Here is a 14047-nt window from a genome sequence, read left to right on the forward strand (position 1 = left end):
GCAATGCTTGCGCCCTAGGGCGCAAGCATTGCGCCCCTACAAATCAAGACACCTTGACAGGGCTATGGTTTGAACCCCCGACGGACCCCCGCAGAAGCCATTAACGCAATCTGCCCGATCGCAAGATACTAATCACCAACCACAGTCCTATCAAACTCGCTGCCGCAAACAGGATATCACTCAAATAATAGACATTACTCAATTGCGCTTGTGAGGAAACGACTGCTGCCCCCATAATCAAAGAACCCACCAATATACTAAAAGAAAGTCTGTTGGCGGCAGAATCTAATGTGCGACGGAGGGCTTCTACATCTTTCATGGCGACGTTCCAAATTAAACTTTCTGAGGTTACTCGGTCGAGTAATACCTCAAATTGTCTTGGAGATTGCAAGGAGAGATTTTTGATATCTAGGGCGGTTCTGAGTAATCCCTGTAATGGCGCTTCCCCGATTAGTTGCCGTCCGAATAAATCGGTCATTAACGGTTTGATTTGTTCGGCGAAGTTGTAATCGGGGTCGAGATTGCGGGCGATGCCTTCTAGGTTGGCGATCGCCTTGGCACAGAGTCCCATGTTCGCAGGCATCCGCAAGCGATTGTCCCGGGAGACTTCTAGCACTTCGTAGAACATCTGGCTAAAACTCAGTTCCGACAGGCTCATGTTATAATACCGTCGCAAGAGGCGATCGTAATCACTTTCCAGATTCGATATATTCACCGTTTTACTGGTGGAACCGGCCATATCGATCGCCAGTTGACTGCATCGTTGAGCGTCTAAATTCACCATTGCTAACAGCATCTCGATGAGCAACTGTTGGGTTCGCGGGTCCATCCGTCCCACCATCCCACAATCAATTAAGGCGACTCTCCCATCCCTGAGATAAAACAAATTCCCCGGATGTGGATCGGCATGGAAAAATCCATCTAAACAAATTTGTTGGAAAAATACCCGGGTCAATAAATTGGCGATCGCCTTGCGTTGGGCAACTCTATCAATCCCGGGCATTCCATCATATTTCGCCAGCAAAATTGGGTCTCCATCCACCCACTCCATCACCAGCAATTTTTCTGTGGTTAAATGCCAATAAATTTCGGGAATCGCCACTTTGCTGGGGTCAAACCAGCGACTTTTAGCTAAATTGCGCCGCAGTTTATCTCCATTTGCCCCTTCTTCTGTAAAATTTAACTCTCCCCGCAAGGCCGTCCCAAATTCTTCCGCCAAGGCGACTAAATCATAAGAGTCTCCAAACTCGGCGATCGAGACTAATTCCGCTAATCCCGTCAACAAGGTAATATCTTGTTCTATGATTTTTTCCAGTCCGGGACGTTGGACTTTAACGGCCACTTCCTGGCCATTTTTCAGGGTGGCGCGATGGGTTTGGGCGATCGAACCCGCCGCGACAGGTTCCGTATTCAGGGTAGCAAAAACATCCTCAATCGGTTGTCGCAATTGTTGGCGGATGGTTACCTCCACATCTTCCCAGGGGACTGGAGGCACTTCCGCTTGTAATGCCGTCAGTTCATCAATATATTCCTGGGGTAAAAGGTCGGGACGGGTACTCAGCAGTTGGCCGACTTTCACATACACCGGACCAAGATCTACGAAAATGTTCCGGAGGACTGCTGGGGGTGGCAATTTCGGTTCATCGGTTTTGCCTCCCGTCAACAACCGTCTCATGTAGTCCCAACCATTACGCAGGACGACTTCAAAAATCTCCCGTTGACGGGTGCTAGATTGTGTAAGGTTTGACCACATTTGAACTCTCAACAGTTAGAGGTATATTGGAAGAATTTAGAACCGGGAAAAATCAAGAATTCCACACAATTGACCGGAGGGTATCCCCCTGTTTAAGCTCAGAGGACCCGTCCCTGACCCTCCCCAAGGTACAGGGAAGGGGGTTAGAGACGCTTAAAAATAGTCCCGTTTTGATGGATAATCCAGTGATTCTGCCCGGTTTTGTTCTTACTTTGTCTCGATCTTTTCTCGTTTAGCCTTCTTTGTCATCTTCTTCGAGACGGATTATATCTTCGTCCCCGAGAAATTCCCCATTTTGTACTTCGATTAAGACGAGGGGAATCACGCCGGGGTTTTCCAGGCGATGGGGGGTACAGACGGGAACGTAGCTAGACTGGTTTTGAATCAGCAGGGATTCGGTTTCGCCACAGATGATTTTGGCCGTCCCGGAAACGACAATCCAATGTTCACTCCGGTGATAATGGATTTGGGTTTTCATCCGATGTCCGGGTTTGACTTCAACTCGGGAGATGCGATACCGATCGCCGGTTTCTAAGACGGTGACGGTTCCCCAAAATCTCTCTTCGGTATGCAATCCACTATCGGAGGCGTTCATGGTTTCTAATGGTGTGAGGTCGGTGGTTTCGGTCATGGATTTATATTTCCTGGAGATTCAAATTGAGAGGCGCGAACTTTGCGATCGCCCGGGGTGAATATAACGTTTCCTACAGTGTTCAGTGACCGTTGGGTGCTATATTATAATTCCGAGCTAAATCGCGGGTCGTTTTCCAACTGTTTCAGGACTTGTTTGATATCCTGAGTGCGGTCTTTTTTGACAATCAGAGTGACATGGCGATCGCGCACAATCACGATATCCTCTAATCCAATGGTGACGATGCGCTCATCGTCGCTACTGGCATAGAGGATTGCGCCACTGGTGTCGAGTCCGATATGGTTCGCCAGTTCCACATTGGTTTTGTCGCCCTTGAGGAGTCGTTCCAAGGCGTTCCAGTCGCCTAAATCATCCCACCCAAAGGCGGCAGGAATCACATACGCTAACTGGGTTTTTTCCATTAACGCATAATCAATACTCTTTTTGGGGAGTTCGGCATAAGCCTCTACCCCTTTTTGGGCTAGGGGTTGAAAAATCTCAGGAGCATGGGTTTTTAGCTCCTCGATGACCACTCCAGCGCGAAAAATAAACATTCCGCTATTCCAGGTATAGCGGCCTGTGGCGATAAATTCTTCGGCTTTGGTGCAGTCGGGTTTTTCCGTAAAGCGGCTGACGCGGTAGGCGTTTAATCCCTGATAAGGGGCGACTGCCTCGCCTTGTTCGATATAACCGTAGCCTGTGGAGGGTTCCGTGGGTTCAATTCCCAGGGTGACGATCGCCGCTTTTTCCGTTGCCAGTTGACTCGCTGCCGCTAGGGTTTTGCCGTAGGCATCCTCATCGCCAATCCAGTGATCTGCCGGGAAAAATCCCACCACTGCCTCGGGACCTTCCCGACGCTCAATTTCGATCGCCGCCCATGCCACTGCCGGTGCCGTATCTCGTCCCTGGGGTTCAATCAGGATGTTTTTTTCCGGGAGTTGCGGTAACTGTTCCTTGATGCCATCGGCAATCTGGGCATTAGTAACCACCCACAATCCGTCCCAACCTCCGGCGACAGACAACAACCGATTGGCGGTGGCTTGGAGTAGACTGACACCAGTGCCATCTAAACTTAGAAACTGCTTGGGGCGCGATCGGCGACTCAGGGGCCAAAAGCGTTCCCCTTTCCCCCCAGCCAGAATTACGGGTATCATGGACAATTTTTCTTAACGGTTATAGGGTTTGCCTTATTATAACCGCTCAGGCTGGGGGCTTCGCGTGGAGACAGCTAATCCGGTAACAGGACTTACGCAATCTATAACATTGAACCCTAAATGTAGAGGCGATTCGCGAATCGCCTCTACATTTAGGGCCTGCCCTCCCCAAATGCGTAGGTTTTGGGTAAAAGGCATCGGATTAGCCCAGTTGTAACAGTTCTTCTAACATCAGACTCTCTAACATCGAGTTGTCCACCTGTAACTGAGACTTGGCTGCCTCACTTAACTGTAACTCCCTGCGGGATTCCTGGTGAAAATCTTGTCCTTCTTCAAATCCACTGGCTTTTAATTTCTGCACCGCCAAAGCACAAGCTTCCGCCTTTAAATCCAATTCGGGCATCAGCAATAAAGAATTCTGAACTAACCAGCGACAAGCCTCGGGATCAACTTCTGCGAGTTCATAAGTTGCTTCTTTCAAGACTTCTTCGATCGCTTGAGGGGTGGGTAACACCTTCAAAAAGTTTTTCACAGCAATCACTAAAGCCGGATTCCTCGCCTTGAAAACATCGAGGGCTACTTCTGTATGTAGCCGTTCCTTTCGGTGACTTTTGACACTTTTTAAAGGAGACATTAATACCGTCCTTTCCTTTGCCCCAGAAGGGTTAAGGGTTTGTAACATGGCAATCGGTGGGTTTTTTATAAACGATCGGGTTAATCTAAGTCAATCCTACTCCGGGAGAGAGCGAGGCGGCAGAGGACTGTTCACCTTTCCGGTGGTCTCCCCTGAACAAGTTTGAACTTCCGGAATGGCCTAAATCTTTAAAATTCTGGGCTGCCGTGGAATTGAGTATGAGTTGACCTGTTCTGAAACCGTACAAAAACAAAGTGAAGTATTTGTGAAGGTCAGCGGAAGAGGCAAATCAGGCAAGGGGTTGGGAATTTATTGCGTTTTGTTAAAACTCCCTAACAATTCACGAGTAATTCACAATCTCTGCCTAGGGTGAGGTCAATGACTGAATTAGCAGATTCCCCGGGACAGCCCTAAAGTTTACAGGAATTTTCCTCGGGACGGGTCAGATTTAGCTGAATCGGTTGTTGGTTTCCATCCAAAGCATGAACTGGGGGTCACGTTATGAGTTCTTGTCCTTGTTGCTCTTATCCACTCTTGCGCCATATTCGCCATAGCCAGGTTGATTGGTTTTGTCAACATTGCTGGCAATTCATGCCCGATTTTTCTACTCCCATCAGTTCCTCTCGGACCCTGAGTCACTTCCATAATCAAGTAGACTTGGTTACCACTCAGCCAGCATGGAATCGCGAAACCGATCGCCATCCTCATGTGGTGAATTTATCAGACTCCCTGCGATTTAAGAATGCCAAGCCAAGTCCGCAGAAAACTCCACGGTTGACTCCCCAAACCTCTCAACTGTTGACCCCACAGAAAACTCGCCTGTTGGTCGGAACTCGGGAAATTTCATAAATACCCCCATTAACCGATCCTTAAGGGTGGCGATCGCTTTCCCGGTTAGGGTCAGGCCCTTTAAATCAACATTGTCATTTACGTCATTATATCGATAAAAAAACAATATTCATTCACTCCATTGCAAAATTTTTCGCACATCATGGGCTAAATTTTCCGCCTTAAATGGCTTCAAAATTGCCCCTGCACCCCCTAATGCAATCAGTTCTTTTTGTTCCCGAATTTGAGCTTTAGCTGTTAACCAAATTGTGGGAATTTGTTCAGTATCTGCATGGCTTTTTAATTCCCGAAATGTGCTGGGTCCATCCATTTCCGGCATCATTACATCCAGTAAGATGGCGTCGGGTTGTTCGGCTTGAGCTAATGCAATCCCTTCCCGACCGGAACTGGCGGTGAAGACCTCCCATCCAGCCACTACTTCCAAGGAAAATTGAATGATTTCCCGCAAGCCATCTTCATCATCAATGACTAAAATTCGTTTGTTCATGGTTGGCCTCCTCTGGAGAAGTTTCCGGGGTCATTTCAGGTAAAGTAAAATAAAAGGTACTGCCTTCATTCAGAACGCTTTCTACCCAAATTCTACCGCCATGTTGCTGGATAATACTGCGACAAATTGCCAATCCTAATCCGGTGCCTCCTTTTTTACGGGAATCCGAGGCATCCACTTGATGGAATCGTTCAAAAATACTTTCCATTTTATTTTCAGGAATGCCCCGACCTTGATCTTGAACCGCAAATAAAATCATGGATGGCGAAGGGTCGGCATCCTGTTGTCCCAGAGGGTGATGAGCAAGGGTTCGCCCTTGAACGGAAATTCCAACAGTAGAAGCTGGAGGAGAAAATTTGATGGCATTGCTTAAGAGATTCGTGAGCACTTGAATGATGCGATCGCCATCAATCCATAATTCCAAACTGGGGTCACATTCAACCAAAAAATTGACCTCCGCTCGATTTGCCATAACTTGCATGGTTTCGATCGCCTTTTCAATCAAATCCCGGGGAGAATACCGTTCCTTGATTAAGGCAATTTTGCCTGAAGTTAATCGTTCCAGATCTAGAATATCATTGACCAAGCGCACCAGGCGATCGGCACTTTCGGCAGCGATCGCCATCACCCGTTGCCCCTTCTCTCCCGTGGGGTCAAGCAACCCGCTAGAAATCAAATTCAAGGCCCCATGAATCGAAGCTAACGGGGTGCGAAGTTCATGACTCACCACCGAAATAAACTCATCCTTCATCCGTTCGATCGCATCGCGTTCCGTAATATCCTCCCCAATACTCAGAGTGCCAATTTCCACCCCCCGCAAATCGTGCAACACCGTATTATTCCAAGCAATAATTTTCTCCTGTCCAGACTGGGTAACAATCACACTCTGCGGGTGAGAATAAAAATCTGGGGTTCGCAACTCCTCCAAGACTTCCGAATGCCTGCGCTGCTGATGGGTGGGAATAAACAACTCAAACCAATCCTTACCCTGAATTTCTGAAAGCGCATATCCCACCAACTCCAGGAAAAACGGATTGGCATATTCAATCGCACCCCGGCGATCGAGCCCCACCACCGCTAACTGCACCGTTTCTAACAACCTGCGCCAGCGTCGTTCCGATTCTCTCACCGTCGCTTCGATTTCCTTCTGTTTCGTAATATCTCGGGCAATACTCGAAAACATCGTCACCGCCCCATCCCCGGATTTATGGGCAATAATCAACACAGAAAGGGTAATTTCCACCCCCTCGGGAGTCAGCAAGGCGGTTTCCCCAATCCAAGTCCCCTGGGCGATCGCCGTGGGAATTCCCTCATTGTGAATAATGTCATTCGCCCACCCCGGATGAGACTGGAAAATCTGAAACCTTTCTAAAGGACACTCGGGCGGGACCCCGAGAATAGCCCGCGCCGCCTTGTTTAAATAGAACACCGTCCCATCCACACTCGCCGACAGGATAAAATCCGGAGTCGCCTCCAGAATCTCGATTAACTTCGCCCGTTCAGCTTCTGCCCGTTTGCGATCGGTAATATCCCGCAAACACAAGGTAAACACCTCTTCCCCGGCAATTTCTACCTCGGAAATCGAGACTTCCGCCGGAAACTGCGTCCCATCTTGGCGCAACCCAATCACTTCCCCAGACTGGTCCATCATCCGGGCAAGAGTGGCGGAACATCCCCCGCCACTGACCACAGATTCCCCAGTCGGATCTAAGCATAACGGCAATAATTTCTCCAGGGGTTGACCCAGCAACTGGCTGGCACTATACCCAAAAATCCGCTCGGCAGCTTGATTAAATAGGGTAATCTGTTGATTGCTATCAATCGAAATAATCGCATCCCCGGCTAATTCCAGAATCGCGGCGATTCGGGCGCGGGACGAGTGCAACTCCTCCCGGGCTCGTTTGCGGGCGGTGATATCTTGAATTTGAGCAATTAAATAGAGAGGGCGTTCCTGGGAATCCCGGACTAAGGATGCGCTTAACTGAACCCACACCACCTGTCCTTGTTTGTGGTAGTAGCGCTTCTCCGTCTGATAGGAGGGAATCTCCCCAGCGAGTAAGTTTTGGAGGGACTGGAGGTCCGTCTGTCGATCGTCGGGATGGGTGACATCGTGAAATGTTTTTTCCAGCAATTCCCCTTCGTCATAGCCGAGAATCTCGCATAAGGCGCGATTGACTTTTAACCAATGACCATCGGGGGCCACCAGTGCCATGCCAATGGTGGCATAGTCAAAGGCATTACGGAACCGCGCTTCACTGGAATGTAAGGCGGATAGGGCTTCGGTGCGATCGCTGACATCCAGGACCAGGGACAAGACGGAAATTAACTCGCCGGTTGGGGCAAACAAAGCAGAATAATACCATTCACAATCAATCACCCGTCCGTCTTTGGTGTAGTTGCGATTGCAGCAGACGGTTCGCGGTTGTTGTCCGGAAATCAGCAGGTTCCGACGCAGTGTAACCGCTTCTAGGTCCGCTTCATAAATGAAGGCACAGTCCATATCAGATTTACCAAAGACTTCCTCAGCGTGCCAACCAAAGATTTTTTCCGCTTGGGGGGACCAATTTAAAATCCGCCATTCCCGGTTCCATTCGATCACCGCCAGGGGGGTATTTTCCACATGGAACTGCAAGCGCTGATAGGCTCGTTGTAGGACTTGTTCAACGCGCTGGCGGTGTTGGAGTTCGTTTTCTAGGCGTTCGTTGGCTTTGCGTAATTGTTCGGTGCGTGCTCTAACTTGGCTTTCTAGGTCCTGTTTGGCTTGTTGTAAGGCTTGTTGTGAGCGTTTGCGTTCGGTGGTGTCTCGGAAAAAAATCGAGAGCCCATCTTTGGCCGGGTAGATATAGTTTTCAAACCAGCAATCGTAAGGGGGATAATATTCTTCGAGGTAAATCGAGGTTTGTTGCTCTCGGGCTTGCTGGCAGGCTTGATAAAATTGCGGTCGGGTGACTTCGGGAAATTGGGTGGACATTTTCTGACATAAGAGGTCTTCCCGACGTTTTTGCAGGAGTTGGGCGGCTTTTTGGTTGACGTAGGTGTATTGTCCCTGGGTATCCAGGGCGATAAAGCCGTCGGTGATGCTTTCGAGGATGTTGGAGATTTGCTCTCCGGCGAGTTGGGCGGCGGTATGGGCGACTCGTTCAGTGGCGAGGAGTTGTTGGATTTGGAGTTCGGCCCGTTTGCGATCGGTGATATCCATGACGATGCCAAGGATTCCCAGGGGTTTGCCGGTGGGGTCCCAGAAGGCGTTGCCCCGGGTTTTGAGCCAGTGAATGGAGCGATCGCCCCAGATAACGCGATATTCGGCCTCAAAGGGTTGCCCACTGTTGATGGCTTCTTCTACGGTTTCATAGACCAGGGTGCGGTCCTGGGGATGGATGCAGGCTTCAAAGGCGGTGTAGCTGTTATCAAAGCTGTCGGGGTCGATGCCAAACAGGTGGAGGCATTCGAGGGAACAGAGGATGCGGATGCGATCGCCTCCGGTGCTTTCGCCGCAAATTTCCCATTGCCAAGTTCCCATGTTGGACGCTTGTAAGGCGAGGCGCAATTTTTCTTCACTCCCTCTGCGTGCGGATTCGGCGGCGGCGTGTTCCTGCTGACGGCGCAGGGCGATGATGCCGTAGGCGAGGTCATGGGTAAGCTGAAGGAGTAACTGCACTTCGTCGGGGTCGAAGGCATCGGGTTGGGTGGCCCGGAGATTCAGGGTCCCCAAGAGTTGGCCTTCATTGAGCAGGGGCAGGGCGATCGCTGAAGTATAACTCCCTTCCCCAGGGGTCCGTCGCCCGGTGACAGTCTCGGGTTCGGGATAGGGATGTGAACCTCTGCTGAGTCCCCCGGGTTGCATCAAGGGGACAACGGATGCTAATCCGGATTCGGACCCGATGATTTGCCCGGACTGGACTGATTCGTCGAGGTTCTTTCCCGCTTGCGCCACGGGGATGATCCGGTTTCGGTCATCTTCGGCTACATATCCCACCCAGGCGGATTCATAACCCCCGATGGCGGTCATCATTTCGCAGATTTGCTGCAAGATGTCGAGTTCTTCTTTGCCGTGAATGATGATGTGATTGCCTGCACTCAAGGCACTCAGGGCGCGTTTTTGCTGGCGCAATTGGGTTTCGACGCTCACCCGTTGGTCAATATTGACCAGGGTGCCTACGGCGCGAATGACTTCTTGGCGATCGCTGTAGAAAAATTTACCTTGGCTTTCGATCCAATGGGTACTGCGATCGGGCCACATCACGCGGAATTTCAGGTGGTAATTCCCACAGCCTTGGTGCGCTTTCTCTAGGGTTTCGGTAATTGCACCTCGGTCATCGGGATGAATGCAGGCGAGGAACTCCGCAAAACTGCCGTTAAAACTGCCGGAATCTCGACCCCATAACAGTTCATAACCCGGGGTTCCAGTGATGCGATCGCGCAGAATATCCCATTCACAAATTGCCATTTGCGCCACATCTAACGCCAGCCTTAACCAGTCCTCTGGGTTCCTCAACCCCTCGGGGCGATCGTCAGAAGGTCCTTCCTCCACACTCCGGGGGAAGGCATCTTCGCTTCTAAGATGGGATTTTGGACGGTGAATCTCCTGCAATCGGAGTTTTGCCCGGTTCAGTTTTTGGCCCCGTTCTTCAATTTCACGGATTAACTCTTGCCTCGATTGGTTAGCCCAATTTGTATGACTCATCTTTCCATCCATATATTCAGCAACCGATGACTTCCCCCGCTGATGTTACTCTCTCACTCCGTCGCTTGTGAGGCAGGCCCTATCGATATTTTCGTTCCGTTCTCCTGCGCTGTCAGGTGTCCCCTGCACTCAGGGTCTCTCCTGACCAAGAATCGAGTTCAGGTTGTTCTCGATACTCGGGTTGGTGTTTGGGTCAAACTTGCGAGAGGTTCCCCTCCGTCATTAAATCCATTATTAGCTAATTTCGCCTCTTCCTGAAGAAGTGCGAATCCGTTAGGCCCTGGGTTGATCTCCTCTGTGCTTTGTTTGGGCCCCAAACAAAGGGTTTGGACCTTTTGCTACATCCCGTTCGTTGGCTAGGTCCAACATCCCTCTCGATCAATTCCCCCGCCCCCTTAAACTATCAATTGAGGCGAATCTTTGTAACCGTTGAATGGGATTGGCTTCGGCAAATAATTCTCAATCATTCGGAACATAAAACGAAGAATTTGTCCGTTTAAATGGGCTGACATGGGAAAAATTAACCCATCTTTACAAATTAGTTACCAGGTTTGGGCAAGATTAGTGATCAAACAGCATTTTTTTAGGTCATAACCCCAGGATTTTGCTGCTAATCTCTTGGGGGTGATGGAGTCTTGTATCTCAGGAAAAACTCCCCTATTTGCCTAATTTAAAACTGGTTAACTTAAATTTTGAGGGTCTTTAAATTATACCATTAATTCCCCTTTAAAAAGATAATTAACAAAAATTTACATAACCCGATAGAGAATTCCCGATTTCCCATGAGGATTCCCCGATTATCCTGCGGTCCTGACTCCCAATCATCCCCTTATTCCCTGGTATTTCGCCAGGGAATAAGGGGAGGGTCTTTTTTCCAGTTCCCGTCTGGGAAATTGCCGAATGTTCCCGATTCAGCCCCTTAAAACGCGCTCTATAATAGAGCGAAAGCCTTTCCCTTGTAAAAACCTCCTTAAAACCCTGTGTTAGAAATCATAGAACTCTATAAAAATTTACCCATTCCTCCGCAAAAGCCGAACAAAAAATCACCCCCACCAAAACGCAATCGTCCCCATCGCACCTCCAAAATTTCGATTCCTCCGATCCCCTTAACCCTGCGACTGGCACAGTTGCTATGCGGTAGCTTCATGCTACTGTTGATAGGGACTCTCTCCCTCACCCTCGGGGCGATCGTCGCGGTATTCGATGCCAAAGTTACAGATACAGTCCCAGACTGGGGACAACCTTTGGTACAAACCAATTCCCCCTTGCCTTCCCCTCGATTATCTCGAACGCTTAACCTTTTGGTTTTGGGAATTGAAGGGGGTCTGTCTTTGGCAACGGGCACTTCATCTAGTTTACCGAAACCCGCTGAAACCTTATGGTTAATGCGGTTCGATCCGGTTCAAAACGCCGTGAGTGTGTTGTTGATTCCTCCTCAAACTCGGGTGGAAATCCCCGATCGCGGACGCAATCTAGTCGCCAGTGCTCACAGCATGGGTGGGGTTACCCTCACCTCCCGAGTCCTCAGTCAAACCCTCAACGCGATCCCCATTGACCGTTATATTCGCACTGATGCTGCTACGTTTCGCAGCTTCATCGACTTGCTGGGTGGGGTAGAATTATTCGTGCCTGAGTCTCTCTCCTATCAGGATTCCACCCAAGGGATTGCTGTTAACTTACAACCGGGATGGCAAATCCTCAAAGGGGAAGAAACCCTCGGTTTTGCTCGCTTTCAGAAAAACGAAGACGATCGCAGTGGCATCCACCGACAGCAAATGATTCTGCAATCTGTCGGCGATCGCCTCGCCAGTCCCACCCTCTCCCCCGAATTACCGCGCATCGTGCAACTGATGCATGAATATATCGATACCAATCTGACCCTCGAAGAACTCTTCGGGTTAGTGACCCTCCTCCAACAGCGATCGCCCGATGGGTTGAAAATGGTCCTCCTCCCGGGAGAATTTACCACCAAGCGATCGGTCCCTACTCCCTATTGGAATATCGATACCACCGGACGCGATCGGGTCCTATCCCACTATTTTGACCAGGAACTCAATCCCGGAACCCGACGCGATCGCGCTACCACACCTAAATCTCCCAAAACCCTAAAAATTGCCCTACAAAATGCTTCGGGCAATCCCTTAATTCTGGGTCAAATCTTGGCCGAATTAAAATCCCGAGGATATCGCAATGTTTACCCCGTTTCTGACTGGCCCGACCCCCAACGTCACACCCAAATTATCATCCAAACCGGAGATATCCCTGCCGCCACTACCCTACAAACCCTGTTGCCAACTGCCCAGCTTCAATCCAGTTCCCTCGGTGATTTAGAGTCAGAAATTACCCTCAGAATTGGAGAAGATGCCCTTCAGCTTAAGGATTCATATTGGTCAAAATAAAGTTAAATTCAGGGAGCTAGAAAAGTAAATAAACCATGTTAAAACGCCTCTTAATCCTAACAATGGCTGTCCTCCTCGCCTGTCTCTGGATTCTCCTCACCGCAAAAGAAGCGATCGGTCTCACGTTCTTAATAACGACTCCGCTCATTTCTTAAGTTTGTAGTAAAGTTTGTAGTAACGACTTCAGTCGTTATCCGATAGTCAAGGTCACTAAGAGCAGTTATTTATTAAGTTTAGAGTCAACAGAAAACAAAAGCGAGGGTCTAAACCCCCGCCCGTTGTTGCTAGTACAATCTCTTGATGAAGACGAACCGGAACCCGATCGCCCGTCGTCATACCCAACTCAATTTACAGACAATTTTATTTAAACCACACCGGAACCCGAGCACCTGTCGTCACCGCCAACGGTGGAAAACGCCCCTTTTATTCTGAATCCTTTCAGGCGGTATTTCTCCAACTTTCGGACAGTGAAGTAAAGGCCGTGAAAACGTCCCAATTTAGAATATCTTGCAATAAGGATTGATAACCTGTTACATTGGGATGGAGACCATCATCGCATAAATGCGCTTGCCTCCAGGCTTCACCGCGATCGCGCCATAACTCAAATAAGTCTAAATAAGGAATTTGTCTGTTTTCGCACCCTTGTCTAATGACTTCCTTGTAGCGATATTGGTCCGCATGGTTAAAATAAAGGCAATCCGAAAAAGGCATCTGAGTCTCATTCACTGGGACCATGCCGACGAAAAAGACGGGACAGAGGGCTTGGGCACAATCCAGAAGTTGGGCAATCTCTGTGGTAAAGGTGTTAAAGTCAGTGAAATTGCGTCCATTGGGACGTCCCAGGCGGGCCGAATCATTCACTCCAACGGAGAGAATGATGGCATCGGGGAGGCGATTTTTCAGTTCTCCGCGATAGCGAAACTCGTTTTCGAGTCGTTCCAAGACTTGACAAACGCGATCGCCTCGAACGCCAAGATTGTACAGGACATGACCCGCGCTTGAGGGCAGCATCCACTCCCGTCTGAGTCGTTCGACCCAACCCCCTCCCACAGGATCGCCAAATCCATAAACGAGACTGTCTCCAAGGGCTACTATTTTTAGAGGATGCACGGTGGCGCGATAAGAACGGTTAGAAGATGCTGCTAAAACTTGCATAGCGGATGGGACCTCGTACTTATAAAATCTTAACACATCGATAACAATCTACATCATTGGCTAAAATTACCATATAAAACTCCGAGATGTTTGGGAACTGCGCTCTTTAGAGCGCAGAGGAAAAACGAACGAGCGGTTTTAACCGCCTATCCCTTGCAATACCCTTAGTGCTACAATGTAGTCATTAACGTTTTTAGCGTTTCATCCACAGTTGCAAGCTGCAAAGCCTCTGCGCCCCAGGCCAGGATTAACGACAAGTAGGCTCAATGCCTTCGGGCAGAGAGAATAGCGGCAATTGGCA

General features: G+C 49.4%; 9 protein-coding genes. 2 read left to right on the top strand and 7 right to left on the bottom strand.

Features of this window, described 5'->3' with window-relative positions; all coding sequences use genetic code 11:
• Positions 1 to 100 precede the first annotated feature (100 nt).
• From NG833_RS09530 to NG833_RS09545, 4 genes are all read right to left on the bottom strand, one after another.
• The gene (locus NG833_RS09530) at positions 101 to 1753 is read right to left on the bottom strand and encodes an AarF/ABC1/UbiB kinase family protein (RefSeq protein WP_254565057.1); all 1653 of its coding nucleotides are present in this window, start codon (positions 1751 to 1753) and stop codon (positions 101 to 103) included.
• Positions 1754 to 1985: 232 nt separating this feature from the next.
• Positions 1986 to 2384, bottom strand: coding sequence for a cupin domain-containing protein (locus NG833_RS09535; RefSeq protein WP_375293896.1), 399 nt, complete (start codon positions 2382 to 2384; stop codon positions 1986 to 1988).
• 104 nt (positions 2385 to 2488) lie between these two features.
• Positions 2489 to 3538: a mannose-1-phosphate guanylyltransferase gene (locus tag NG833_RS09540; protein WP_254565058.1), complete on the bottom strand. Its 1050-nt coding sequence runs from the start codon at positions 3536 to 3538 to the stop codon at positions 2489 to 2491.
• A gap of 202 nt (positions 3539 to 3740) precedes the next feature.
• Complete coding sequence (locus NG833_RS09545) at positions 3741 to 4172, bottom strand: hypothetical protein (protein WP_254565059.1); 432 nt, start codon at positions 4170 to 4172, stop codon at positions 3741 to 3743.
• Between the two features lie 591 nt (positions 4173 to 4763).
• On the opposite strand from NG833_RS09545, the gene NG833_RS09550 reads away from it, so the two are divergent.
• On the top strand, positions 4764 to 5021 hold the full coding sequence (locus NG833_RS09550; protein ID WP_254565060.1) for a hypothetical protein: 258 nt from the start codon (positions 4764 to 4766) through the stop codon (positions 5019 to 5021).
• 109 nt (positions 5022 to 5130) lie between these two features.
• Here the strand turns inward: NG833_RS09550 and NG833_RS09555 are convergent, their stop codons facing one another.
• Complete coding sequence (locus NG833_RS09555; RefSeq protein WP_254565061.1) at positions 5131 to 5508, bottom strand: response regulator; 378 nt, start codon at positions 5506 to 5508, stop codon at positions 5131 to 5133.
• On the bottom strand, positions 5483 to 10192 hold the full coding sequence (locus NG833_RS09560; protein ID WP_254565062.1) for a PAS domain S-box protein: 4710 nt from the start codon (positions 10190 to 10192) through the stop codon (positions 5483 to 5485). The genes NG833_RS09555 and NG833_RS09560 overlap by 26 nt, the downstream gene beginning before the upstream one ends.
• Positions 10193 to 11172: 980 nt before the next feature.
• Here NG833_RS09560 and NG833_RS09565 point away from each other — a divergent pair.
• Positions 11173 to 12591 carry an LCP family protein gene (locus tag NG833_RS09565; RefSeq protein WP_254565063.1) on the top strand — a complete coding sequence of 473 codons (1419 nt, stop codon included), beginning with the start codon at positions 11173 to 11175 and terminating at the stop codon, positions 12589 to 12591.
• 438 nt (positions 12592 to 13029) lie between these two features.
• On the opposite strand, the gene NG833_RS09570 is transcribed toward NG833_RS09565, so the two are convergent.
• On the bottom strand, positions 13030 to 13746 hold the full coding sequence (locus tag NG833_RS09570; protein ID WP_254565064.1) for a GDSL-type esterase/lipase family protein: 717 nt from the start codon (positions 13744 to 13746) through the stop codon (positions 13030 to 13032).
• Positions 13747 to 14047 lie beyond the last annotated feature (301 nt).

The organism is Oscillatoria sp. HE19RPO (assembly GCF_024220515.1).
GTDB lineage: Bacteria > Cyanobacteriota > Cyanobacteriia > Cyanobacteriales > Laspinemataceae > Laspinema.